General features: G+C 71.9%; 24 protein-coding genes. 14 read left to right on the top strand and 10 right to left on the bottom strand.

Annotated features, from left to right (window positions below; all coding sequences use genetic code 11):
- Positions 1-15: 15 nt before the first annotated feature.
- On the bottom strand, positions 16-612 hold the full coding sequence (locus AC1UE5_RS24825) for an ANTAR domain-containing response regulator (protein WP_482928619.1): 597 nt from the start codon (positions 610-612) through the stop codon (positions 16-18).
- A 132-nt stretch (positions 613-744) separates the two neighbouring features.
- Here AC1UE5_RS24825 and AC1UE5_RS24820 point away from each other — a divergent pair, with 132 nt between their 5' ends.
- From AC1UE5_RS24820 to AC1UE5_RS24805, 4 genes are read left to right on the top strand one after another with little or no spacing between them, the layout of a single operon-like run.
- Entirely contained in the window at positions 745-1,545 is an 801-nt protein-coding gene (locus tag AC1UE5_RS24820; protein ID WP_482928618.1) for a SigB/SigF/SigG family RNA polymerase sigma factor, read from the top strand.
- Positions 1,546-1,574: 29 nt separating this feature from the next.
- Positions 1,575-2,228, top strand: a complete 654-nt coding sequence (locus tag AC1UE5_RS24815; protein ID WP_482928617.1) for an HAD family hydrolase — start codon at positions 1,575-1,577, stop codon at positions 2,226-2,228.
- A 9-nt stretch (positions 2,229-2,237) separates the two neighbouring features.
- A complete protein-coding gene (locus AC1UE5_RS24810) occupies positions 2,238-2,426 on the top strand; it encodes a hypothetical protein (RefSeq protein ID WP_482928616.1) in 189 nt (62 codons plus the stop codon).
- A gap of 2 nt (positions 2,427-2,428) precedes the next feature.
- Complete coding sequence (locus AC1UE5_RS24805) at positions 2,429-2,623, top strand: hypothetical protein (protein WP_482928615.1); 195 nt, start codon at positions 2,429-2,431, stop codon at positions 2,621-2,623.
- 26 nt (positions 2,624-2,649) lie between these two features.
- Here the strand turns inward: AC1UE5_RS24805 and AC1UE5_RS24800 are convergent, their stop codons facing one another.
- Both AC1UE5_RS24800 and AC1UE5_RS24795 read right to left on the bottom strand, forming a co-directional pair.
- The gene (locus tag AC1UE5_RS24800) at positions 2,650-3,168 is read right to left on the bottom strand and encodes a ferritin-like domain-containing protein (RefSeq protein WP_482928614.1); all 519 of its coding nucleotides are present in this window, start codon (positions 3,166-3,168) and stop codon (positions 2,650-2,652) included.
- An 88-nt stretch (positions 3,169-3,256) separates the two neighbouring features.
- Positions 3,257-4,210: a GlxA family transcriptional regulator gene (locus tag AC1UE5_RS24795; protein WP_482928613.1), complete on the bottom strand. Its 954-nt coding sequence runs from the start codon at positions 4,208-4,210 to the stop codon at positions 3,257-3,259.
- A gap of 63 nt (positions 4,211-4,273) precedes the next feature.
- Between AC1UE5_RS24795 and AC1UE5_RS24790 the strand changes: the two genes are divergently transcribed.
- Both AC1UE5_RS24790 and AC1UE5_RS24785 read left to right on the top strand, forming a co-directional pair.
- Entirely contained in the window at positions 4,274-4,873 is a 600-nt protein-coding gene (locus tag AC1UE5_RS24790) for a DJ-1/PfpI family protein (protein ID WP_482928612.1), read from the top strand.
- Positions 4,866-5,474: a type 1 glutamine amidotransferase domain-containing protein gene (locus AC1UE5_RS24785; protein WP_482928611.1), complete on the top strand. Its 609-nt coding sequence runs from the start codon at positions 4,866-4,868 to the stop codon at positions 5,472-5,474. Before AC1UE5_RS24790 ends, AC1UE5_RS24785 begins: the two co-directional genes overlap by 8 nt.
- Here the strand turns inward: AC1UE5_RS24785 and AC1UE5_RS24780 are convergent.
- Both AC1UE5_RS24780 and AC1UE5_RS24775 read right to left on the bottom strand, forming a co-directional pair.
- On the bottom strand, positions 5,464-6,873 hold the full coding sequence (locus tag AC1UE5_RS24780) for a calcium-binding protein (protein WP_482928610.1): 1,410 nt from the start codon (positions 6,871-6,873) through the stop codon (positions 5,464-5,466). The two genes, AC1UE5_RS24785 and AC1UE5_RS24780, sit on opposite strands and share 11 nt — an antisense overlap.
- Positions 6,870-8,276: a calcium-binding protein gene (locus AC1UE5_RS24775; protein WP_482928609.1), complete on the bottom strand. Its 1,407-nt coding sequence runs from the start codon at positions 8,274-8,276 to the stop codon at positions 6,870-6,872. The genes AC1UE5_RS24780 and AC1UE5_RS24775 overlap by 4 nt, the downstream gene beginning before the upstream one ends.
- 83 nt (positions 8,277-8,359) lie before the next feature.
- Here AC1UE5_RS24775 and ku point away from each other — a divergent pair, with 83 nt between their 5' ends.
- From ku to AC1UE5_RS24760, 3 genes are all read left to right on the top strand, one after another.
- The gene (ku, locus tag AC1UE5_RS24770; protein ID WP_482928608.1) at positions 8,360-9,226 is read left to right on the top strand and encodes a non-homologous end joining protein Ku; all 867 of its coding nucleotides are present in this window, start codon (positions 8,360-8,362) and stop codon (positions 9,224-9,226) included.
- A gap of 9 nt (positions 9,227-9,235) precedes the next feature.
- Positions 9,236-10,312, top strand: a complete 1,077-nt coding sequence (locus AC1UE5_RS24765) for a DNA topoisomerase IB (RefSeq protein ID WP_482928607.1) — start codon at positions 9,236-9,238, stop codon at positions 10,310-10,312.
- 87 nt (positions 10,313-10,399) lie between these two features.
- On the top strand, positions 10,400-10,657 hold the full coding sequence (locus AC1UE5_RS24760; RefSeq protein WP_482928606.1) for a hypothetical protein: 258 nt from the start codon (positions 10,400-10,402) through the stop codon (positions 10,655-10,657).
- Here the strand turns inward: AC1UE5_RS24760 and AC1UE5_RS24755 are convergent.
- The 5 genes from AC1UE5_RS24755 to AC1UE5_RS24735 are packed head-to-tail and all read right to left on the bottom strand — an operon-like array spanning position 10,654 to position 12,890.
- A complete protein-coding gene (locus AC1UE5_RS24755; protein ID WP_482928605.1) occupies positions 10,654-11,286 on the bottom strand; it encodes an FkbM family methyltransferase in 633 nt (210 codons plus the stop codon). The two genes, AC1UE5_RS24760 and AC1UE5_RS24755, sit on opposite strands and share 4 nt — an antisense overlap.
- Positions 11,287-11,309: 23 nt before the next feature.
- On the bottom strand, positions 11,310-11,672 hold the full coding sequence (locus AC1UE5_RS24750) for an STAS domain-containing protein (RefSeq protein ID WP_482928604.1): 363 nt from the start codon (positions 11,670-11,672) through the stop codon (positions 11,310-11,312).
- Positions 11,673-11,681: 9 nt separating this feature from the next.
- A complete protein-coding gene (locus AC1UE5_RS24745; protein ID WP_482928603.1) occupies positions 11,682-12,101 on the bottom strand; it encodes a VOC family protein in 420 nt (139 codons plus the stop codon).
- Positions 12,102-12,114: 13 nt separating this feature from the next.
- Positions 12,115-12,516, bottom strand: a complete 402-nt coding sequence (locus tag AC1UE5_RS24740; protein WP_482928602.1) for a hypothetical protein — start codon at positions 12,514-12,516, stop codon at positions 12,115-12,117.
- Positions 12,513-12,890, bottom strand: coding sequence for an ATP-binding protein (locus AC1UE5_RS24735; RefSeq protein ID WP_482928601.1), 378 nt, complete (start codon positions 12,888-12,890; stop codon positions 12,513-12,515). The genes AC1UE5_RS24740 and AC1UE5_RS24735 overlap by 4 nt, the downstream gene beginning before the upstream one ends.
- Before the next feature lie 342 nt (positions 12,891-13,232).
- On the opposite strand from AC1UE5_RS24735, the gene gltB reads away from it, so the two are divergent.
- The 5 genes from gltB to AC1UE5_RS24710 all read left to right on the top strand — a co-directional run bounded on the left by gltB (position 13,233) and on the right by AC1UE5_RS24710 (position 22,946).
- On the top strand, positions 13,233-17,795 hold the full coding sequence (gltB, locus tag AC1UE5_RS24730) for a glutamate synthase large subunit (RefSeq protein ID WP_482928600.1): 4,563 nt from the start codon (positions 13,233-13,235) through the stop codon (positions 17,793-17,795).
- Positions 17,796-17,958: 163 nt separating this feature from the next.
- A complete protein-coding gene (locus AC1UE5_RS24725; protein WP_482928599.1) occupies positions 17,959-19,494 on the top strand; it encodes a glutamate synthase subunit beta in 1,536 nt (511 codons plus the stop codon).
- Positions 19,495-19,530: 36 nt separating this feature from the next.
- A complete protein-coding gene (locus AC1UE5_RS24720) occupies positions 19,531-20,097 on the top strand; it encodes a hypothetical protein (RefSeq protein WP_482928598.1) in 567 nt (188 codons plus the stop codon).
- Between the two features lie 55 nt (positions 20,098-20,152).
- Positions 20,153-21,733, top strand: coding sequence for a GmrSD restriction endonuclease domain-containing protein (locus AC1UE5_RS24715; RefSeq protein WP_482928597.1), 1,581 nt, complete (start codon positions 20,153-20,155; stop codon positions 21,731-21,733).
- The gene (locus tag AC1UE5_RS24710) at positions 21,726-22,946 is read left to right on the top strand and encodes a type II toxin-antitoxin system HipA family toxin (RefSeq protein WP_482928596.1); all 1,221 of its coding nucleotides are present in this window, start codon (positions 21,726-21,728) and stop codon (positions 22,944-22,946) included. The genes AC1UE5_RS24715 and AC1UE5_RS24710 overlap by 8 nt, the downstream gene beginning before the upstream one ends.
- Positions 22,947-23,032 lie beyond the last annotated feature (86 nt).

The raw sequence follows: 23,032 nt of genomic DNA, 5'->3' as shown, positions 1-23,032 counted from the left end.
TCAGCCTCCCCGCCGCTACGCCGCGCCAATCGGCGGCGCCTTGCCCTCCACGACCGCCTGCGCGGTGTCGACGACGGTCTGGTTGTGGCCGCGCGCGTGGGCCCGCAGCCGCTCGAACGCCGCCCGCTCGTCGAGCCCGTGGCGCTCCATCAGGATGCCCTTGGCGCGTTCGATCACCGCGCGGCGCGCGAACGCGCCCTCCAGCCGGTCGACCCGATCGGTCAGCCGCTCGAGGTCCGCGCGCCGGCGCAGCGCCACGGCGATCGCGGACTCCAGGTCCTCGGGCGATCCCTTGCGCGCGTACGCGTCCACGCCCCGCTCGGCGGCCGCGCGGACGAACTCCGGCTCGGCCTCGTCGATCAGCGCGACCACCGGGCCGCTCGCGTAGGCGGCGATCTCGGCGATGAGGTCGAGCGCGTGCTGGTCGTCGCTGTGGACGACCACGACGGCGAGGTCGGGATCCTCGGCCACCACCTGCTCGGCGGCCCCGGCGACGTCGACGGCCAGCGATGTCACGGTGTGCCCCAGCTCCTCCAGCTGGGCGGCGGTGCGGCGCAGGGCCACCTCGTCCTCGTCGGCAGCGAGCACCCGCAGCGGGGCGTCGTCTTCCATGACCACGGCGGATATCATGACGCCCCCTGGTACCCGGATGGCGCTTGCGCAACCCGGGTGCCACGGTTCAGATCGAGCGCCCCACGCCCCCGGTGCTTACCGACCCACGCCAGAGGGAAGAGGCAGGGCTACGTGCGGCGTACGCAGACGACGAGCGGTCCAGAGCGGGAGGCCGAGGACCGCGAGCTGTTCCTGAAGCTGAAGGCGGGTGACACGAGCGCCAGGGACCAGCTCGCCGAGCGCTTCCTCCCGCTCGCCAGGCAGTTGGCGCGCCGCTACCAGCGGGCGGACGAGCCGCTGGACGACCTCGTGCAGGTCGCGTCGCTCGGCCTCATCAAGGCGATCGACCGGTTCGACCCCGCGCGCGAGGTCGCGTTCAGCAGCTACGCGGTGCCGACGATCCTCGGCGAGCTCAAGCGCCACTTCCGCGACCGCACCTGGTCGGTCCGCGTCCCGCGCGACCTGCAGGAGCTGGCGCTGAAGGTCGACAAGGCCGTGGCGAACCTCTCCCGCGACCTGCGCCGCCAGCCGAGCGTCACCGAGATCGGCGAGGTCGTCGGGGCGAACGAGGAGCAGGTGCTGGAGGCGCTCGAGGCCGCCGGCGCCTACCGCGCGACGTCGTTCGACGCCCCGCGCTCCAACGACGACGACGCGGGCGACAGCCTGGCCGACGCGTTCGGGGACGTCGAGCTGGGCTTCGGCCTGGCGGAGGACCGCGCGACGCTGGAGCGGCTGATGGCCGCGATCACGCCCCGCGAGCGCGAGGTGCTGCGCCTCCGCTTCGCGGAGGATCTCACGCAGGCCGAGATCGGCGCGCGCATCGGGGTCTCGCAGATGCAGGTCAGCCGCCTCATCCGCCAGTCGCTGGCGCGCCTGCGCACCGCCGCGCTCGCCGCCGAGCGCCAGGCCCTGCGCGACCGCAGCGAGGACTAACGCGCCAGCGCGCGGGTAGGCCGCGCGGCATGCCTCGCGCCGCCATCCTCGACATCGACGGGACCCTCTGCGACACGAACTACCAGCACGCCCTGGCGTGGTACCGGGCGTTCCGGCAGTCGGAGCTCATCGTGCCCATCTGGAAGATCCACCGCGCGATCGGCATGGGAGGCGACCAGCTCGTCGCGCACCTCGTGGGGGAGGAGAAGGACGAGGAGCTGGGCGACGACATCCGGGCGGCGGAGAAGGCGCTCTACCTCGCGATGATCGAGGAGGTCGAGCCGCTGGAGGGCGCGCGCGAGCTGATCGTCGACCTCAAGGAGCGCGGCTCCTCCGTCATCCTCGCCAGCTCGGCGAAGGCCAACGAGCTCGACCACTACCTCGACCTGCTCGACGTGCGCGACATCGTCGACGACTGGACCTCGTCGGCGGACGTGGAGAAGACCAAGCCCGAGCCCGACCTCGTGCTGGCCGCGCTGGAGAAGGCCGGCACGCGCGACGAGGCGGTCATGGTCGGCGACACGCCGTGGGACGTGCAGGCCGCGCGCAACGCCGGGATCGACACGATCGCCGTGCTCACCGGAGGGTTCGGGGAGGACGAGCTGCGCGACGCGGGCGCGCTCGCGGTGTTCGACTCGATCGTCGCGCTGCGCGAGGGGATGTCCGGGACGCCGCTCGGGTAGGCGACCCGTATGAGCATCACCGACAAGATCACAGGCCGCTTCAAGAAGGCCGCCGGCGACGTGATGGACGACGCCTCGCTGCGCCAGCAGGGGCGCAAGGAGGAGCGCAAGGGCGAGGCGAAGGACGAGGCCGCCCGCGCCGAGGAGAAGGCGCAGGCCAAGGCCGAGGAGGCCGCGCGCCTGGACCGGCAGACCTGACGTTGCCCGCGACCCTCGAAGTCCCGCAGCCGGTCGAGCCGGCGCAGCCGGTCGTCCCGCAGCCGCCGACGATCCCGACGGAGCCGGTCGAGCCCGGCACGCCGACCGAGCCCGTCACCCCGGCTGTGCCGGAGGAGCCGACGGTGCCCAGCGAGCCGCCGCCGGAGCCTGAGGTCGCGCCCGACCCCGCGCAGTAGTCAGCGCGGGGTCGGCGCGGGCCGGCTCACGCCAATCCCTCAGCCTCGTACTCGCGGAGGAAGCCCTCGAACAGGCGCCGGTGGCCCTCCTCGTCGTGGAGGATCGCGATGACCATGTCGTTGGTCACGGGGTCGATCCCCTCCGTCAGCTCGATCAGCTGGTTGTAGTGGTCGATCGCGCCGTTCTCCGCCTCGATCACGCCCTTGATGACGTGCACGATGTCCGTCTGCTCGGTCGGCGGCTGCAGGTAGGACTGCTCGGGCTTGAAGGCGAGCGAGCCCGGGACGACGCCGTAGAGGTCCTTGATGCGCCGCGCGAACTGCTCCGCGTGGCCGAGCTCCTCCTGGATGTCGGCCTTCAGCGACTCGATGATCTCCTGGGCGCGAACGCCGTCGGGGTTGACCGAGTTGGTGATGTAGTTGATCACCGTCTCGATCTCCATCCAGTAGGCCTTCTGGAGCATCGCGATGATCTGCTCGCGCTGCTCGGTCTTGTCCTCGGCGAGGATGCCGTGCGTGGCGCTGCGAGCGGGGGTGGTGGCCATTGCGTCCTCCTGTGACTTTCGCTGTCGGGAACAGGTTCTACCGCTGCTGCTCCTCCCCGGCCAGGGCGGCTCCCAACCTTCGGCGCGCCTAACCGGCGAAGGCCCTCCGGTAGGCCGTCGGGGTCGTCTTCGTCGCCCGCCGGAAGTGGTCGCGCAGCGACACCGCGGTGCCGAAGCCGCAGCGCGTCGCGACGGCCTCGATCGGCAGGTCGGTCCGCTCCAGCAGACGGCGCGCCTCGTCGACCCGGCGGTCGTGCAGCCAGCGCAGCGGGGTGGTGCCCGTCTCGGCGCGGAAGCGGCGCATGAACGTCCGCTCGCTGACGTGCGCGTGGCTGGCGAGCTCGGCGACGGTGAGCGGGCGGTCGAGGTGCCGGAGCGCCCATGCTCGGGTGGCTTCGAGCCCTGCCGCGGGCGTGTCCGGGAGCGGCCGGTCGACGTACTGCGCCTGGCCGCCCTCGCGGTGCGGCGGGACGACCAGCCGGCGCGCGATCGCGTTCGCCCGCTCGGCGCCGTGGTCGCGGCGGACGAGGTGCAGGCACAGGTCGAGCCCGGCCGCGACGCCCGCGCTCGTCAGGACCTGGCCCTCGTCCACGTACAGCACGTCCGGGTCGAGCCGCACGTGGGGGAACCGGGCGGCGAACGCCGCGGCGTCCTTCCAGTGGGTCGTCGCGCGCCGGCCGTCGAGGAGCCCCGCGGCGGCGAGCACGAACGCGCCGGTGCAGATCGAGACGACCCGCGCGCCGCGCGCGTGCGCCCCGCGCAGCGCGTCGAGCACCGCGTCGTCGTAGGCGCGGTCGGCGTCCCAGTGGCCGGGCACGACGACGGTGTCGGCCCGCTCCAGCTCCTCGAGCCCGGCGTCCAGCGCCAGCGCGAAGCCGGTCGACGTCTCGATCCGGCCGGGCGCGGCGCCGCACACCGCGAACGCGTACCGATCCCGCTCGGTGCGGTGGCCGAAGACCTGCGCGGGGACGGAGAGGTCGAACGCGACGACGTCCTGGAGGGCGAGCGCGACGACGTGGTGCGGCGGCGGGCCTGGCGGCATCTCTACGAAGAGTGGCATTCCTGCCACTGGCGCGCAACCCCGGCGGCGAGGAGCATCGACCCCATGCAGAACATCGACATCGTGCTGTTCGACGGCTTCGACGAGGTCGACGCGATCGCGCCCTTCGAGGTCCTGGTCAACGGCGGGTTCGACGTGCGGCTGGTGACGCTCGACGGCCAGGAGGGGCGCGAGGTGCGCGGCTCCCACGGCGCCGTGGTGCGGGCGGAGGGGGCGCTGTCGGAGGACGCCGACCTCGTGCTCGTCCCCGGCGGCGGGTGGAACGACCGCAGCCCGCAGGGCGCCTACGCGGAGGCGCAGCGCGGCGACCTCCCGCGGCGGCTGGCGGAGCTCCACGCGGCCGGCACCTCGCTCGCCAGCGTCTGCACCGGCGGGATGCTCCTCGCCGCCGCGGGCGTGCTCGAGGGGCGCCGCGCGACGACCCACCAGGGCTCGATCGACGAGCTGCGCGCCACGCCCGGCGTCACGGTGGTGGACGAGCGCGTGGTCGACGACGGCGACGTGCTCACGTGCGGCGGCGTGACCTCCGGCATCGACCTCGCGCTGTGGCTGGTCGAGCGGGAGAAGGGCGAGGCGGCCGCCGCGGCGGTCGCGCAGGAGATGGAGCACGAGCGGCGCGGGCGGGTAAGGCAGGTGCATGGCTGACAAGAAGCTCGAAGGGAAGACCATCGCGATCCTCGCCACCGACGGGGTCGAGCAGGTCGAGCTGACCGAGCCGCGCAAGGCGCTCGAGGCGGCCGGGGCGAAGACGGACCTGATCGCGCTCGACACCGAGCCGATCCAGGCGTTCAACCACCTCGACCACGGCGACACGTTCCCGGTCGACAAGAAGGTGTCGGACGTCACCGCCGGCAGCTACGACGCGCTGCTGATCCCGGGCGGCGTGGCGAACGGCGACTTCCTGCGTGCCGACGCGGACGCGTGCACGTTCGTCGCCGCGTTCGCCAGCGCCAAGAAGCCGATCGCCTCGATCTGCCACGGCCCGTGGATCCTCGTCGAGACCGGCATCGTCAAGGGCCGCACGATCACGTCGTGGCCGTCGCTCAAGACCGACGTCGAGAACGGCGGCGGCACCTGGGTCGACGAGGAGGTGCACGTCGACTCGGGCCTGACCACCTCCCGCAAGCCGGACGACCTCCCGGCCTTCAACGCGAAGATGATCGAGGAGTTCTGCGAGGGCCCGCACGACGACGCGCCGCAGCCCGAGGGCCGGTTCGCGCGCGAGTCGAGCGCCGCTACGTCGTAGCCGCCAGCGTCACGCGGATGCGCGTCGGGCGCTGCTCGCGCGGCGTCAGGCGCGCGCCGCGCAGGCGCACCTCGATCGCGACGGTGACGCGGGCGCCGGCCGGCTGGGCGAGGGGGAACGTCCTGGACGTCCCGGGCGCGATCTTCCGCGACCTGGTGTGCCGGCCGGAGCGGACCGTGGTGCGGCAGGCCGGCACGCCGCGCGGGCAGGTGAGCCGTAGAGCCAGGCGGCCGCCGGCGCGGCGGATGTCGAGCGTGCCCACCCCGGAGCCGCCGCTGAAGCCGAAGCGCAGGCGCTCGCACGCGCTGAGCCCGAAGCGCGGGCCGACCGCGTCGCCCTCGATGACGAGGTCGTGGCCAGGCCCGCAGCGGGCGGCGGGCCACCCGCCCCAGAGCACGTCGTCGCCCGCGCCGCCGTCGAGCAGCCCTGCGGCTCCCAGCGGTTCGAGGACGTCGTCGCCGTCGCCACCGCGCATGGTCCCGCGGCCCGCGCTGGACCACGTCTCGAGGTGGTCGTCGCCGCCGCGGCCCGCGAGCTCGTCGCTTCCGCCGCGGCCGTCCAGCCGGTTCGGCCCGTCGTCGCCGCGCAGGCGGTCGTCGCCGTCGGTGCCGGTGACGTCCTCGACGCCGGTGACGACGTCGCCCTCGCCCGGCCGCCCCTCCGGCAGCCCATCGGCGAGGTCGACGGCCACCCCGGAGCGCTTGTCGCGCGTCTCGTAGGTGAGCCGGTCGGTGCCCGGGCCACCGTCGACGACGTCCGCGGCCGCAGGGGCCCACCGGGTCGGCGTCCAATCGGGCACGGGGTTCCGGGCGGTCGGCGCGGGCGGCTCGGCGTCGCCCGCGTGGAGGACGTCGTTCCCGGGCCCGCCGAGCAGCGTGTCGCGGCCGCCCCCACCGCGCAGCCGGTCGTCCCCGTCCGTCCCGGAGAGGAGGTCGTCGCCCGGCCCGCCGCTCATCTGCGCCGGCGCCCGGGTGGCGCGCAGCTCGTCGTCGCCCGGGCCGCCGTCCGCGAACCCGGAGCCGGTGAAGCGATCGTCGCCCGCCCCGAGCTGCGCGCTCGTCGCGCCGGTGACGACGTCGTCGCCGTCGCCCGTGAAGACGTCGGCCGTCCGCGCGCCGGTCGTGCAGGCGACCGTCTGCGGGTCGACGGAGACGCACCCCGCGACCGCCGGCGTCAGCGGCGCACCCGCGTCGTGCACGACGAACCGGCCGTCCGGCGTCCAGGCCACGTCGAGGACGTTGCGCTCGCCGGAGGCCGCGGTGACACGCAGCACGGGGTCGCATGACCGCGGCGCCCAGCAGGTGCCGCCGTCGGGCGGGACGTACGTGTCGACGGTCGCGGCCTCGGCGGCGCCGGCGGGGAGCAGGAGCGCGACGACGAGCGCCGCGGCGCGCCTCACGCGCCCGCCCCGATCCACACCGGCACCCGGATGGTGCGCGGCTCGATCGGGCCGCGCGGGTCGAACCGCACCGCGATCCGCACCGACGTCCCGCCCGGCCGCGACGCGGCGCGGGCGGCCGCGCGGGAGAGCGGGACGGCGAACGCGGCGGCGCGGCCGGGCGCGATCCACCGGGGCGCGCTCGCCCGCGTCGCGCCGCGTGCGGTCACCGTGACGCCCGCGCGGCACGTCGGGGCCTGGCGCGGGCAGGTGACGCGGACGCGCAGGCGCTCGCGGTGGGGCGCGCGGGGGAGGAAGAGCGAGGCGGTCCACTCGAGGTCGCCGACGTCGAAGCGGTACTGCTCGCAGTCCACCAGGGCAGGCGTCGCGCTGCCCGACAGCTCGCTGACGACGTCCGCGCCCGGGCCGCAGCGCACCGGCGCCTCGTCGGCCGGCGCGGTGACGACGTCGTCGCCCGCGCCGCCGTCGAGGACGCGCGCGCCGCCGAGCGCCACCACGCGGTCGTCGCCCGCGCCGCCCAGGATCGTCGCGCGCGCGGGGGCGAGCGGCCCCCACAGCGTGTCGTCGCCGCCGCGGCCGTCGAGGACGTCGGTCCCGCCCTGCGCGTCCAGCGCGTTCGGGCCGTCATCTCCGATCAGCCGGTCGACGCCCGGCGTCCCGCGGACGTCCTCCGCTGCCAGCACGACGTCGCCCTCGCCTGGCGCGCCCGCGGGCCCGCCGGCCGCCAGGTCGACCACGACGCCCGCTGCCGGGTCGCTCGCGGAGTAGTCGACGAGGTCGCGTCCCGGGCCGCCGTCGACCGTGTCGGGCGCCGGCGCGGCCGGCGCGTCCGTCGGGTCGAGCCGGTCGTCGCCCCCGCCACCGCGCAGCTCGTCCCGCCCCGCGCCGCCGAGCAGGCCGTCCGTCCCGTCGCCGCCGACCAGCACGTCGTCGCCGTCGCCGCCGGTGAGCGTGCTCCCCTCGCCGCCGCCCCGGAGCTCGTCGTCGCCCGGCCCACCGTCCGCGGAGCCCGGGCCCGCGAACCGGTCGTCGCCGTCGCCGAGCACGGCGGCCGCGACGATCGCGCTCGTCACCACGTCGTCCCCGTCCCCGGTCACGACCCGCGCGCTGTCCCCGACCACGCACGAAGCGGTGTGCTCGTCGACGGCCACGCACGACTCGCCCGCCGCGAGCGGCGCTCCCCCGTCGCGAACGACGAGACGACCGCCCTCCAGCGTCAGCGCGATCCGGTTGACCTCGCCCGGCCCGGCCTCCACGTGGGTCACCGGCGCGTGCGGCGCGCAGCCGGAGCGGTCGCACGCCTCGCCCGGCGGCACGACCGTCCGGACGGTGGCGGCGCCCGCGGGCGCGGCGAGGAGCGTCAGCGCGGCGAGCAACGCCGCGACGAAGGGAGCCCTGCGCATGTACGGCATCCAACGCGACCCTGCCCGCAAAGTTGCGCCCGCATGTCAGCGAGGCGGCAGATCGCGGGTAGGGTGCCGAGACCATGCCGCGATCGATCTGGACGGGCGCGATCTCCTTCGGGCTCGTCAACGTGCCCGTGAAGCTGTACTCCGCCGTCCAGCGCAAGAGCGTCCGGTTCAACCAGCTCGACAGCGAGGGCCACACGCGCATCCAGATGAAGCGCGTCAACCCGGTCACGGGCGAGGAGGTGCCGTACGAGCGCCTCGTCAAGGGCTTCGAGATCGCCCCCGACCGCTACGTCGTGGTCGAGCCGGGCGAGCTCGAGGCGCTGGAGCCGCTGCGGACGAAGACGATCGACATCCTCGACTTCGTCGAGCTCGCGGACATCGATCCGATCTTCTACGACCACCCGTACTACCTCGCGCCCGGCGCGGGCGGCGCGAAGCCCTACCGGCTTCTCCTCGACGCGATGCGCGAGACGGGCAAGGTCGCCATCGCGAAGGTCGTCATCCGCCAGAAGGAGGCGCTCGTCGCTGTCCGTCCCGCCGGCGACCTGCTGCAGATGGACACGCTCATCTACTTCGACGAGATCGTCCCGCAGGACCGCCTCGACGACTTGCCCGGGCCGGACGACGTCGAGGTCAACGAGCGCGAGCTGGCGATCGCCAAGCAGCTCGTGGAGTCGCTGGCGACCGACTGGCAGCCCGAGCAGTACGCCGACGAGTACCGCGAGAAGGTGCTCCAGCTGATCGAGCAGAAAGCGGCGGGTGAGGAGATCGCGGTGCAGCCGGCGGCCGAGGAGGCCGCGCCGGTGCCGGACCTGATGTCCGCGCTGAAGGCGTCGCTCGACGCGGTGAAGGCCGAGGGCGGCGGGAAGAAGCCCGCCGCGCGCAAGGCGCCCGCCAAGAAGCCGCCGGCCAAGCGCAAGAGCGCGGCGAAGTCCGGGTAAGCCCGCGGGGTGCCACCCGCGATCCGCCTCCGCCGCTCCGACACCCGCGAGCCCGGCATCCGCCGCCGGCGCCGCGGCAAGGGGTTCGAGTACCTCAACCCGGACGGTACGAAGGTCGAGGACGCCGAGGTCCTCGGCCGCATCCACGAGCTCGTCATCCCGCCTGCGTGGGAGGACGTGTGGATCTCGCCGTACCCGGGCGGGCACATCCAGGCGACCGGCGTCGACGCCCGCGGCCGCAAGCAGTACCTCTACCACGCCAAGTGGCGCCAGCGACGCGACCAGGAGAAGTTCGACGACATGCTGCGCTTCGCCCGCGCGCTGCCCGGGCTGCGCGAGAAGGTCGAGGCGAGCCTGCACGAGACCGACGAGCTCACGCGCGGGCGCGTCCTCGCGTGCGCCGTGCGGCTGCTCGACAAGGGCTTCTTCCGGATCGGCTCCGAGGACTACGCGGTCGAGAACGAGACGTACGGCCTGGCGACGATGCTCAAGGAGCACGTGACGCTCGTCGACGACGCGACGCTCCTGTTCGACTACCCCGCCAAGCACGGCAAGCGCCGCGTGCAGTCGGTGGTCGACGCCGACGTGGCGGAGATCGTCGCGCGCCTCAAGCGCCGCCGCGGCGGGCTGCCCGAGCTGCTCGCCTACAAGGAGGGCCGCGCGTGGGTCGACGTCCGCTCGCCGGACATCAACCTCTACCTCAAGGACGCGACCGGGCTCGACATCTCCGCCAAGGACTTCCGCACGTGGAACGCGACGGTGCTCGCGGCGGTCGCGCTGAGCGTGTCCGGGCTCAAGCAGGACACGAAGACGGGCCGCAAGCGCGCCGTGGTGCGCGCGATCAAGGAGGTCGCGCACTACCTCGGCAACACCCCGGCCGTCGCGCGGGCCAGCTACATCGACCCGCGCGTGTTCGACCGGTTCAACGACGGCCTCGTCATCGACCCGCTCATCGCCACCCAGGGCGGCGAGGACGAGCCCGCGATCCAGGGCGCGGTCGAGCACGCGGTGCTCGACCTCATCGCCGACGACGAGGACTCGGAGCGGCTCACCGATGCCGACGAGCTCGATGCCCTCGTGGCGTGAGCGCGCCGGTCGGCTCCCGGTTCGCGCGCTGACCCGGCCCCGGCGGGCGCGTTGCCGGCCGCGCCAGGGCGCGCGTAGCGTCGGGCCGTGGTCGCGCAGCTCGCAGCGGTGGTGCTCGGGGGGAGCCTCATGGTGCAGGCCCAGGGCCTTCCGGAGGCGGGCGAGCGCTTCGGCGTCCAGGTCACGGGCGCGCCCCACGTGTGCACCGCCAAGGTCGGCGCTCGCAAGCTCAAGAGCCCCGGCTGCACCTGGCTGATGCCCCGCCGCAGCGCGGGCCAGACGCTCTCCGTCACCGTCCGCGGCGGCGGGCAGGTCTCGCGGATGAGCTGGGTGATCGAGCCCTAGCCGGGCTCGCAGACGAGCCAGCGGTTGTCCGCGGCGCGGTGCTCCTTGAAGCGGGCGCGCTGCGTCAGCACGGTCAGCCGGTAGCCGAGCGGCAGCAGCACGTCCGCCACCTCGGCCTCCGCGGCGGCGCCGTGGGTCTCGATGACCAGCGACGGCCGGCGCGCCAGGATCTCAGGGGCGCCGCGCAGGACCGCGCCCTCCGCGCCCTCGACGTCGATCTTCAGCAGCCCGGGCTGCGCGAAGCCGTGCTCGGCGACGAGCGTGTCGAGGCGGTACGCGCCCGCGGCGGGGTCGTCGCGGTCGCTCAGGTAGGCCTGCTGGACGGTCACGCGCGACGCGACGTCCGGGTTGAGCGCGAGGTTGCGCGTCATCCGCGCGATCCCGGCGGGGTCGAACTCGAACGACACCACGGGCTCGCCGGTCAGCCGCGCCAGCACCATCGCGTAGTACGCGTTGTGGCCGCCGACGTCGAACGCCCGCACGCCGGGACGCGCCAGCCGGCGCAGCGCCGCCGCGATCTCCACCTCGGCGGTGCCGAGGTAGACGTGGACAGGCGCGGCCGGGTCGACCTCCAAGCGCAGGCCGCCGGCGATCCCCACGGGGATGCGCCGCGCCCGGCCCGCGCGCATGAAGGCGGAACGGAGCTGGTGCTTCAGGACGCGGCGCCGTCGAGGGCGCTGACCGCGTCGTCGCGGGTGCCCAGGATGGTGAAGATCTGGTCCAGGCCGGTGATCTCGAACGTCTTGGCGATGTTCGCGTCGGTGTTGACGATCACGAGCTGCCCGTCGCGCGAGCGCAGGCGCTTCACGGCCCCGATGAGCACGCCCAGGGCCGTGGAGTCGAGGAAGGACGTCTCGGAGAGATCGACGACGACGCGCGTGGCGCCGTTCTCGATCGCATCCGCGAGCGTCTTCTTGAGCTCAGGGGCGGTGAACAGGTCGATCTCGCCGCGTACGGCGACGACGTGACGCCCCTCGCCCAGAGACTCCTCGGACAGTGCGAACTCAGCTGGCATGACGACGATTCAATCAGACTCCTTCGCGAGGGCCTCGGTCCCCTCGCGTGCGCCCTCGCCCCGCTCGAAGAAGTCCCACACCTCGACGACGTTCCCCTCCGGGTCCTCCAGGTAGATCGAGCGGTCGCCGCCCGGATGCTCCTCGGGCCCGCGGACGTCGATGCCCAACCCCTTCAGCCGCTCGGTCAGCGCGTCGAGCTCGCCTGGCGACGCGCTGTAGGCGTGGTGCACGTGGCGCCCGCCCTGGTCGCCGAACTCCTTCTCGCCGGGGAGCCACAGCCCGAGCCGGGCGCGCGGCCCGGCCTCCAGCCACACCCGGTCGTCCTCGCGCTTGAGGACGCGCATGCCGAACGCGTCGGTGTAGAACCGCTCGAGCTCCTCGAGGTCCCGGACCTCGAGCGTGAGCTCCACGATGCCGTCGAGGCTCACCGCGATGCGGCGCTCAGGCGCCGAAGCCGAGGCGCACGTAGAGCGTCTCGCCGTCGTCGCCGTCCGTCCGCACCTCGACGTGGTCGGCCACGCGCTCCAGCACGTTGCCGACGCCGGGCAGCTCCGCGTCCTTGAGCAGGGCGGCGGCGCCGCCGGGCTCGAGCGCGCCGATTGTCAGCTCCAGCACCCCGTCGCCGGCGGCGAGGCCGACGCGGACGGTCCCCTCGATCGCGTGGTCGGGGGAGTGGGCCGCGACGGTGTCGGCGACGAGCAGGGCGTCGTCCAGGCGGTCGATCGGGCACTGCGCGCGGGCGGCGAGCATGCCGATCACGCGGGAGAGCACCGGCCCCAGCAGCGGGCCGTTGCGGACGAGCATGGTCGCCTCGTTGCGGGCGAGCGCGGGCGCTTCGGTCATGCGGCCTCGCCCCCGGGCGCCAGGCGGAAGGTCATGCGCACCTCGGTGCGGTCGTCGTCGCCGCGCCCCAGCTCCAGGCTCTCGGCGAGGGTCGCGATCAGGGGCAGCCCGAGCCCGAGGCCGGGGCTGTTGGGACGGGGGAGCATGCCGCGGCCGTCGTCGCGGACGACGATGAAGAGCCGGCCGTCGCGCACGGACGCGGCGATCTCCATCGGGCCGTCGCCGTTCGGGTAGGCGTGGACGACCACGTTCGTGCAGGCCTCCGTCACGGCGAGCTTGACGTCGGCCAGGATCTGGTCGTCGACGTCCAGCGCGTCGCCGAGACCGCCGAAGGCATGGCGGACGACGGCGACGTTCTCGGCTCTGGCGGGCAAGGTGAGGACGAGATCGGGAGCGGCCATCACGTCCGGCGAATCTGAGGCACGTGCCTCCTGTGGTGGGGTGGACCCTTCGTGAGCCATGCTTTGCCCTCGCCGTTGACGTCCCATTCGTCCTTGGCCGAGACGGCCGGGAGCATAGTGATCGCACCAACCGCGCACCCTTTCGGTGGCGCATCCGTTCTGGCCGGGTAGCGCACAGAACGTCTGGGTCTTGGCCGTGGTCAGGTCGGTTGTCCGATCTGGCGAAGTCGGCCTGCGCCTTCTGGACCGAACGGCGATGCTCTACCATCGCCGTTCCGCCTCACGGTGCCCACGCCGTCTCCGGAGCACTCCCAGATGCTTGATTCTCAGCCGAAGGCCGCGGGCCTCTACGACCCCCGATACGAGCACGACGCCTGTGGTGTGGCGTTCGTCGCCCGCCTCGACAACACGCCCACGCACGAGGTGGTCGAGAAGGGGATCCAGGCGCTCGTCAACCTCGAGCACCGCGGCGCCGCAGGCGCCGACCCGAACACGGGTGACGGTGCCGGCATCCTCCTCCAGATCCCTGACGAGTTCTTCCGTCAGGCCGTCGACTTCGAGCTCCCGCCCGTCGGCCAGTACGGCGTCGGCGTGTGCTTCCTGCCGCAGGACGACGCCCGCCGCAAGAAGATCGAAGAGCTCGTCGAGCTGAACGTCCGCGTCGAGGGCCAGCGCCTGCTCGGCTGGCGTGACGTCCCGGTCGACACCGCCCACGTGGGCGAGACCGCGGACCGCACGCGCCCGGTCATGCGCCAGGTCTTCGTCGGCGCCGGCCCGGGGTGGGAGACCGACCCCGACGCGTTCGAGCGCAAGCTCTACGTCATCCGCCGGATCGTCGAGCTGGCGGCCGGCCCCGACTTCTACGCCGCGTCCTTCTCCAGCCGCACGGTCGTCTGGAAGGGCATGCTGATCTCGCACCAGGTCGGCGGCTTCTTCCCGGATCTCAAGCACCCCGCGATGAAGTCCGCGATCGCGCTCGTGCACTCGCGCTTCTCGACGAACACGTTCCCGTCGTGGGAGCTCGCCCACCCGTACCGCGTGATCGCCCACAACGGCGAGATCAACACGCTGATGGGCAACGCGAACTGGATGAAGGCGCGCGAGTCGCAGCTCCAGTCCGAGCTGTTCGGCCGCGACCTGGCGAAGATCACCCCGATCGTGCGCCCGGGCTCGTCGGACTCCGCGACGTTCGACAACGTCCTCGAGCTGCTGATGCTCGCGGGCCGCTCGCTCCCGCACGCGGTGATGATGATGATCCCGGAGGCCTACGCCGACCGGGACGACCTGCCGGACCACCTCAAGGGCTTCTACGCGTTCCACTCCTGCCTGATGGAGCCGTGGGACGGCCCCGCCGCGGTCTGCTTCACCGACGGCCGCGTCATCGGCGCGACGCTCGATCGCAACGGCCTGCGTCCCGGCCGCTGGTGCCAGACCAAGGACGGGCACGTGATCCTCGGCTCGGAGGCCGGCCTGCTCGGCATCCCCGCCGACGAGATCGAGCGCCTCGGCCGCCTGCAGCCCGGCAAGCTCTTCCTGGTCGACCTCGAGGAGGGGCGGATCGTCCCGGACGAGGTCGTCAAGGAGCAGGTCTCCACGCAGCAGCCGTACGGCGAGTGGTTCAAGGAGAACACGGTCCACTTCTCCGACCTGCCGGCGGCGCACGTGACGCTCACCGGCGTCGAGCCCACGCCGACCCGCCAGCTCGCGTTCGGCTACTCGCAGGAGGACCTGCGCGTGCTCATCTCGCCGATGGCGGCGACGGGCGCGGAGCCGATCGGCTCGATGGGCAACGACAACGCCCTCGCGGTGATGTCGGACAAGCAGCCGCCGCTGTACGCGTACTTCAAGCAGCTGTTCGCCCAGGTGACGAACCCGCCGATCGACCCGATCCGCGAGGAGATCGTCATGTCGCTCGGCACCGGTGTCGGCGCCGAGGGCAACCTGCTCGACGAGTCACCCGAGCACGCCCACCAGCTCGTGATGGATCAGCCGATCCTCCGCAACCAGGAGCTGGAGACGCTGCGCAACGTCTCGCACGACATCTTCCGGGCGGAGACGATCGACATCACGTGGCCGGTCGAGCAGGGCCCCGAGGGCCTGCAGCGGCGCATCGCGGAGATCTGCGACCGCGCGTACGACGCGGTCGCGGGCGGCGCGAACATCATCGTGCTGTCGGACCGGCGGATGCGGCAGGACCGCGCCGCGGTTCCGGCGCTGCTGGCCGTCGCCGCGGTCCACCACCACCTCGTGCGTGCGGGCACGCGCCTGCGCGCGGGTCTGGTGCTGGAGTCCGGTGAGCCGCGCGAGGTCCACCACTTCGCGACGCTGATCGGCTACGGCGCGTCCGCGATCAACCCGTACCTGCTCTTCGACACGGTCGACGAGCTGGTGGTCCAGGGCCGCGTCAAGGGCGTCGACGACGTCAACGTCGCTCAGAAGAACGTCGTCAAGGCGATCGGCAAGGGCCTGCTGAAGACCATCTCCAAGATGGGCATCTCGACGATCCAGTCCTACTGCGGGGCGCAGATCTTCGAGGCGGTCGGCCTGGAGAAGGACCTGATCGACAAGCACTTCACCGGCACGGCGTCGCGCATCGGCGGCATCGGCATGGACATCCTCGCGCGGGAGACGCTCGACCGTCACGCACGGGCCTACCCGTCGGCGCACGACCAGCTCCTGCCGGTCGGCGGCGTCTACGCGTGGCGCCGCGACGGCGAGCACCACATGTGGAACCCGGACACGGTCGCCGCGCTGCAGCACGCCGTCCGGGCCACGAACGGCACCGCGCAGCAGAAGTACGACGAGTACGCGAAGCTCGCCAACGAGGACGCCAACCGGCGCGCGACCCTGCGCGGGCTCATGAAGTTCAAGCCCGCCGGCGACCCGATCCCGTTGGAGGAGGTCGAGCCGGCGAAGGAGATCGTCAAGCGCTTCGCCACCGGCGCGATGTCGCTCGGCTCCATCTCCACGCCCGCGCACGAGACGCTCGCGAAGGCGATGAACCGCATCGGCGGGCGCTCGAACACGGGCGAGGGCGGCGAGGACCGTCGGCGTTTCGCCGACGACCGCCGCTCGGCGATCAAGCAGGTGGCGTCGGGCCGCTTCGGCGTCACGATCGACTACCTCACGAACGCCGACCAGCTCCAGATCAAGATGGCGCAGGGCGCGAAGCCAGGTGAGGGCGGCCAGCTGCCCGGCCACAAGGTCGACCAGTACATCGGCTCGATCCGGCACTCCACGCCGGGCGTGGGTCTGATCTCGCCGCCGCCGCACCACGACATCTACTCGATCGAGGACCTCAAGCAGCTCATCTACGACCTGCGCTGCGCGAACCCGGGCGCGTCGGTCTCGGTGAAGCTCGTGGCCGAGGTCGGCGTCGGCACGGTCGCCGCGGGCGTCGCGAAGGCGAACGCCGACCACGTGCTCATCGCGGGCCACGACGGCGGCACCGGCGCTTCGCCGCTGTCCTCGATCGTCGCCGCGGGCTGCCCCTGGGAGATCGGCCTGGCCGAGACGCAGCAGACGCTGCTGCGCAACGACCTGCGCTCGCGCATCTGGGTCCAGACGGACGGCCAGCTCAAGACCGGCCGCGACGTCGCGATCGCCGCGATGCTGGGCGCCGACGAGTACGGCTTCTCGACCGCGCCGCTGATCGCGACGGGCTGCATCATGATGCGCGCCTGCCACCTGAACACGTGCCCGGTCGGCATCGCGACGCAGGACCCGGTGCTGGTCGAGCGGTTCAAGGGCCAGCCCGAGCACGTCGTCAACTTCTTCTTCTTCGTCGCGGAGGAGCTGCGCCAGATCATGGCCTCGCTCGGCATCCGCACGGTGAACGAGATGATCGGCCGCACCGACCTGCTTGAGGCCGACGACGCGATCGACCACTGGAAGCAGCGCGGGATCGACCTGTCGCAGCTGCTCGCCTATCCGGAGCTGCCGGAGGGCGCGCCGCGCCACCGCACCGAGCTGCCGCCGGGCAACCTCGACGACCACCCGGACTGGAAGCTCGTCGAGCAGGCCGAGGGTGCGATCGAGCGCGGCGAGACGGTCCGGATCGACACGACGATCCGCAACGTCGACCGCACGGTCGGCGGCATCCTCTCGCACACGGTCGCCAAGAAGCACGGCCTGGAGGGGCTGGAGGACGACGCCATCACGGTGACGTTCGACGGCACCGCCGGGCAGTCGTTCGGCGCCTGGCTGGCGAACGGCGTCACGTTCGTCCTCAAGGGCGACGCCAACGACTACGCGGGCAAGGGCCTGTCGGGCGGCACGCTGGTCGTGCGCCCGCCGGACGGCGCGACCTACAAGTCGGAGGAGAACGTCGCGGTCGGCAACGTGCTGCTCTACGGCGCGACCGGCGGGAAGGCGTTCTTCCGCGGCCTGGCGGGCGAGCGGTTCTGCGTCCGCAACTCGGGCGCGACCGCCGTCGTCGAGGGCGTGGGCGACCACGGCTGCGAGTACATGACCGGCGGCCGCGCGGTGATCCTCGGCCCGACCGGGCGCAACTTCGCCGCGGGCATGTCCGGCGGCCTGGCCTTCGTGCTCGACGAGGACGGGACGTTCGCGTCGCGGGTCAACCCGGCGTCGCGGCCCGACCTCGAGGCGCTGACCGAGGCCGACGCGATCGAGGTCCACGCGCTGGTGTCCGAGCACTTCGAGCGCACCGGCTCGCCGGTCGCGCGCCGGGTGCTCGACGAGTGGGAGACGCTGAAGGCCAAGTTCGTGAAGGTCTTCCCGGCCGACTACAAGCGCGTGCTCAACGAGCTCGCCGCGCAGGAGGACGCTGCGCAGGCGCCCCGGGCGGACGAGTTCGCGGGGGAGACGGCCGACGTCGTCGGCGTGCCGGACATGCGTCAGGACGAAGGGGAGTAAGTGCTGCCCCCCGTCCATCACGACGTCCCTGGACGCCCGGCGATCACCGCCTGGCGGCGTCCTCGACCGCTCGAAATGCCAGAGGCATTCCTTCGGGTCTGCGTCCTTGCCAGCCGGCGCCGCCGGACCTCCATGAACATCGCGACGAACGGGGAGCAGCACTGTGGGTGAGCTCGGAGGCTTCCTGAAGATCGAGCGGCGCAACTTCGCGTACCGCGATCCGAAGGAGCGGGTCGGCGACTACCAGGAGTTCCTGGTCGAGCAGCCCGTCGAGACCCTGCGCGACCAGGGCGCGCGCTGCATGGAGTGCGGCATCCCGTTCTGCCACAACGGGTGCCCGCTCGGCAACCTGATCCCGGACTGGAACGACCTCGTCTACCGCGACCGGTGGTTCGACGCGATCCGCCAGCTCCACGCGACGAACAACTTCCCGGAGTTCACGGGCCGACTGTGCCCGGCGCCGTGCGAGGCCGCGTGCGTGCTGGAGATCCGCGAGGGCGACGCCGTCACGATCAAGCAGATCGAGAACTCGATCATCGACCGCGCCTGGGACGAGGGCTGGGTCAAGCCGCAGCCGCCGACGCACGAGACCGGCTACGCGGTCGCGGTGATCGGGTCGGGCCCCGCGGGCATGGCCGCCGCGCAGCAGCTGCGCCGCTCCGGTCACCGCGTGACGCTGTTCGAGCGTGACGAGGCCGCCGGCGGCCTGGTGCGCTTCGGCGTGCCGGACTTCAAGATCGAGAAGCGCATCGTCGAGCGCCGCGTGCAGCAGCTCGTGGCCGAGGGCGTCGAGCTGCGGCTCGGCGTCGACGTCGGCGTGGACGTGAAGGTCGACGAGCTGCGTGAGGAGTACGACGCGCTGGTGATCACGACGGGCTCGCGCACGCCGCGCGACCTGCCGGTCCCGGGCCGCGCCGAGCTCTCCGGCATCCACCCGGCGATGGACTACCTCTACGGGCGCAACCGCTGGGTCGCGGACAGCTCGTACGAGGCGCCGATCACCGCCAAGGGCAAGAACGTCGTCGTCATCGGCGGCGGCGACACCGGCGCGGACTGCGTCGCGCAGTCCGAGCGCGAGGGCGCGAAGCAGATCGTCCAGCTCGAGGTGCTGCCCGAGCCGCCCAAGAACCGTCCCGACGACAAGACGCCGTGGCCGCTGTGGCCGCAGAAGTTCCGGCTGTCGTACGCGATGGAGGAGGCGAAGGCGCTCGGCATCGGCGAGCAGGACTTCCTCGTCGCGACGACGTCGTTCAGCGGCAAGGACGGCCAGGTCACGACGCTGCACGCCGCGAAGGCCGACCCGGCGAACCCGTTCGGGCCGCCGCTCCCCGGCACCGAGTTCGAGATCGAGGCCGACCTCGTGCTGCTCGCGATGGGCTTCCTGCACCCCGAGCAGCCGCTGCTCGACCAGCTCGGCATCGCCAAGGACCCGCGCGGCAACGCGAAGGCCCCGACCTACGAGACGTCCGAGAAGGGCGTCTTCGCGGCGGGCGACGCGCGCCGCGGTCAGTCCCTGATCGTCTGGGCCATCAACGAGGGCCGCCAGTGCGCCCGCATGGTCGAGCGCTTCCTCGGCACCCTCGAGCCCCGCGAGCTCATCCCGACCGGCAACACCGCGCCGGCGGACGAGTCCTTCGAGGGCCCGCCCAACCACGTCTCCGGCGGCATCGTCGCCGGCGGCGCGGCTCCGGCAGCCTGACGCACGCCCGCGCCCCTCTCCGGGTAGGGGAGGGGCGTGTCGGATCACAAGGCGCTCTTGGAGGAGGCGATCGCGCTGGAGGCAGGTGGCCACCGCGCGCTGCTCGCCGGGGACGTCGAGGGCGCGCGGGACGACCTGCGCGCCGCGTCGGACCGCTACCGCGCGTCGTGGGAGGCCGCGCCGCCGGACGCGTACGGCCGGCTGGTCGGGATGCTGAAGGCGGCGGTGCTGGCGGGGGAGGCCGAGACCGCCGCGCGGTACGCGCACGCGCAGATCGGCGACGACCCCGCGACGCCCACCTCGGCGTACGCGGTCGCGATCGCGGCGCTCGTCCACGGCGACGACGCGCTCGCGGCGCGCGCGGCCGACGCCATGCGGGGCGGCAGCGACGCCTTCGACCGCACCGCCACCGCGATCACCGCGCTCGCGCAGGGCGACGCGGCGGCCTACGGCGACGCGCTCGAAGCGATCGTCGACGACTTCGCGCAGCGCACCGACCACCTCACCGGCGTCCCCATCGCGGACACCGCGGCCATGCTCGAGCGCCTCGCCGCCGCCCGCGGCCTCGCCGCGAACCTCCGCTCACCCCTCCTCCCGCGCTGACCTAAGCGCGGCGCGTTCGGGGAAGACCTCCGCCGCAGACAGTATCGTTTCTTGGGTGATCGAGGACCATGCGCCTATCCGTCTGCGCGCAGAGACCATCCCACTGGACGATCTCATCGATCAGGTACGGCGTGGCGCCATCCGGATTCCGTCGTTTCAACGCCTGTTCCGATGGAACGAGCGAGATGTCCTCGCCCTGTTCGACTCCGTTGCCAAGGGCTATCCGATTGGAACGCTGCTCTTATGGCAGCGAAGCGCTGAGGCTGAGCATGTGAAGCTTGGCCCCCTCGAAGTGGACGCACCTCCAATGAGCGACGCACATTGGGTGGTTGATGGCCAGCAGAGGCTGACTTCGCTCGCAGGCGTTCTGCTTGCTCCCGACGACGTCGAAGACCACCGGTTCAGGGTCTTCTACGACCTGCGTGACGGGAAGCTCCGTCGTCGCGGTGCTCAGCCCGCACCCGGACACTGGCTTCCGCTCAACGCAGTGCTCGATACCCAGCGTCTGCTCGGCTGGCTTCGCGACTACCCGGAAGAGGCGAGTTCACCTGAGCACGTCGAACGTGCCCTGGCTCTATCGAAGCGGGTCCGTGAGTACCGCGTGCCGACGTACGTTGTCGAGGGCACGGACGAGGAAGCGCTGCGTGACGTGTTCCAGCGCGTCAACAGGGGCGGCAAGCCTCTGCGGGCAGCGGAGGTGTTCGACGCGCTCCACGGCCATCGCGGGGATTCGGAGCCGACGAGCCTACGAGCCCTTGGCGACACCCTTGCGGGAACTGGGTTCGGCGAACTCGATCAGGCGACGCTGCTTCGCTCGCTGCTCGCGTCGCGCGGCGGTGACGCGTTTCGCGATTTCGAGGAGGAGTTCGCGTCTAGGGACGAGGCGGTTGCCGGTTTCCGCGACGCGGAACACGCGTTGCGACTGACTATCACCTTCTTGCAGGAGCAATGTGGATTCCCGCTCGCCAGGGTCGTGCCATACGCGATGGTGATTCCAACGCTGACGCGGTTTTTCGCGGTGCATCCGAAGCCCCATCCGCGATCTCGTGAGCTTCTGCGTCGCTGGGTCTGGCGAGGGGCCATCGTCGGTATTCAGCCCGACGGCTTCACCTCTGCGCTACGACGGGCCGTTAAGTCGATCGACGAAGACGAGCACGCAAGCGTGCAACGGCTTGTTGGGCTCGTTCCGCCGTTGATTGGACGGGAACCGGATCTGCACGCGCCTCGGCTTAACACGGCGGCGGGACGGCTCGCGTTCAACACCCTTTGGTCGTTGAACCCCGAATCCCTATCAGGCGACGGCATCGTCGATCCGGCACAAGCAGCCGAAGACGGAATGCTCATCATCACGGGAAGAGCACCGACTGAGCTCGGTCTCGTCGATCGGTTGCTCCACCCCTCTCTCGAGCAGGGGGACACCGCGAACGCGTTGCTTGAGGCGCCGGAGCATGTCTTGCGCAGCCATGCCATTGACCAAGACGCGCTTACCGCGCTCCGGCGCGGCGACGAGCCAGGCTTTCTCGTTGCACGAGAGAGCGAGCTACGGCGGCTCTTCGATCGGCTCTGGCAGGAGAAGGCGGTCATGCATGATTCGGATCGACCGCCGATCGACGCGCTGCTGACGGACGATGAGTGATCCCACGTTTGTCCGACTGTCACTTGATCAGACGCTTATCGGGCACCTCCGCTACCTGGACGGGAAGACAACCTTCCTACCTGACCACGAGTGGGCTTCGGATCCACGACGTCCGATCCTTGGTCAGCGGTTCGAAGATGATCCACACAGGCGTTTCGGGACTAGCGGCCGCCTTCCGCCGTGGTTCAGCAACCTGCTACCGGAGGGCCCGTTCCGGCGATTCGTTGCACGAGGGAACGACGTAAGCGAGAACAGCGAGTTTCGCCTTCTAGCCCAGTTGGGAGCGGACCTGCCAGGCGCGCTGGTCGCCCAGCCGGTCGACGACCTCAGCCAGTCGCCCGACGAGGCGTCGGAGGAGGACACGATCAACGTTCCAGAACTCGACGACCCTCTGTTCAAGTTCAGCCTTGCGGGCGTCCAGCTCAAGTTCTCGGCGTTGCACGACGAGGACCGTGGGTTCGTGGTGCCGATCAGTGGCGTGGCGGGTGAGTGGATCGTCAAGCTTCCCGATGCGCGGTACGAAGGTGTACCCGCGAACGAGTACTCGATGATGACCTGGGCGGCTGAGGTGGGCGTCGAGGTCCCCGAAGTCCGGCTGATCTCACTCGACGAGATCGACGGTCTTCCGGTCGAGGTGCTGCGCCTCCGACGCGAGGAGAACGTCGCATATGCGATTCGGCGTTTCGACCGCGAGAACAACGGTCGACAGCATATGGAGGACTTCGCTCAGGTCGCCGGTCTTTTCCCCGAGCAGAAGTACGGACACGCCGGTTACGCCAGTCTCGTGCGGCTGGTCGACGCCATTGTGGGCCCTGCTGGCGTACGCGAGATGCTACGTCGACTCGTGCTCCTAGTCGCCATGGACAACGGAGACGCGCACCTTAAGAACTGGACGCTGCGGTATCCGCAGCCGCGAAGCGTCAGCCTCTCGCCAGCCTACGATTTCGTCTGCACGGGTGCCTACATCGACCGTGACCCTCTCGCGCTCACCCTCGCCGGTGAACGCGACGTCGCTGAGATCTCGCGCGGAACGTTCGCGAGGTTGCTACGAAAAGCTGGTGTCTCGGAAGACCTAATGGAGATCGTCGACCAAACCGTTGAGCTGGCCCGAAGTACGTGGCAGGAATTGCGCGCAGATCTCCCGTGCGCGAGGCATGTCAAGGAGCACGTGGACGCTCAGTTTGAGCGATCCCCGCTGCTTCGTGGTGAGTGAGGGTCGCGGCCCAAGCTTGTCGTGTACGCCCCCGCGCCCAGCCTCACGAGCATCGGCGTACGCGGCGCGCCCGCCGGTAGTGCGGG

The sequence above is a fragment of the Parviterribacter multiflagellatus genome (assembly GCF_056863265.1).
Note: the sequence above shows the minus strand (reverse complement) of the source record. Positions and strands in the feature narration are given on the sequence as shown.

What these genes read in the sequence shown, in the direction of transcription:
- AC1UE5_RS24825 (WP_482928619.1), bottom strand. Translation starts at nt 612, where the DNA reads ATGGAAGACGACGCCCCGCTGCGGGTGCTCGCTGCCGACGAGGACGAG.
- AC1UE5_RS24815 (WP_482928617.1), top strand. Translation starts at nt 1,575, where the DNA reads ATGCCTCGCGCCGCCATCCTCGACATCGACGGGACCCTCTGCGACACG.
- AC1UE5_RS24810 (WP_482928616.1), top strand. Translation starts at nt 2,238, where the DNA reads ATGAGCATCACCGACAAGATCACAGGCCGCTTCAAGAAGGCCGCCGGC.
- AC1UE5_RS24800 (WP_482928614.1), bottom strand. Translation starts at nt 3,168, where the DNA reads ATGGCCACCACCCCCGCTCGCAGCGCCACGCACGGCATCCTCGCCGAG.
- AC1UE5_RS24795 (WP_482928613.1), bottom strand. Translation starts at nt 4,210, where the DNA reads ATGCCGCCAGGCCCGCCGCCGCACCACGTCGTCGCGCTCGCCCTCCAG.
- AC1UE5_RS24790 (WP_482928612.1), top strand. Translation starts at nt 4,274, where the DNA reads ATGCAGAACATCGACATCGTGCTGTTCGACGGCTTCGACGAGGTCGAC.
- AC1UE5_RS24785 (WP_482928611.1), top strand. Translation starts at nt 4,866, where the DNA reads ATGGCTGACAAGAAGCTCGAAGGGAAGACCATCGCGATCCTCGCCACC.
- AC1UE5_RS24775 (WP_482928609.1), bottom strand. Translation starts at nt 8,276, where the DNA reads ATGCGCAGGGCTCCCTTCGTCGCGGCGTTGCTCGCCGCGCTGACGCTC.
- ku (WP_482928608.1), top strand. Translation starts at nt 8,360, where the DNA reads ATGCCGCGATCGATCTGGACGGGCGCGATCTCCTTCGGGCTCGTCAAC.
- AC1UE5_RS24755 (WP_482928605.1), bottom strand. Translation starts at nt 11,286, where the DNA reads ATGCGCGCGGGCCGGGCGCGGCGCATCCCCGTGGGGATCGCCGGCGGC.
- AC1UE5_RS24750 (WP_482928604.1), bottom strand. Translation starts at nt 11,672, where the DNA reads ATGCCAGCTGAGTTCGCACTGTCCGAGGAGTCTCTGGGCGAGGGGCGT.
- AC1UE5_RS24740 (WP_482928602.1), bottom strand. Translation starts at nt 12,516, where the DNA reads ATGACCGAAGCGCCCGCGCTCGCCCGCAACGAGGCGACCATGCTCGTC.
- gltB (WP_482928600.1), top strand. Translation starts at nt 13,233, where the DNA reads ATGCTTGATTCTCAGCCGAAGGCCGCGGGCCTCTACGACCCCCGATAC.
- AC1UE5_RS24710 (WP_482928596.1), top strand. Translation starts at nt 21,726, where the DNA reads ATGAGTGATCCCACGTTTGTCCGACTGTCACTTGATCAGACGCTTATC.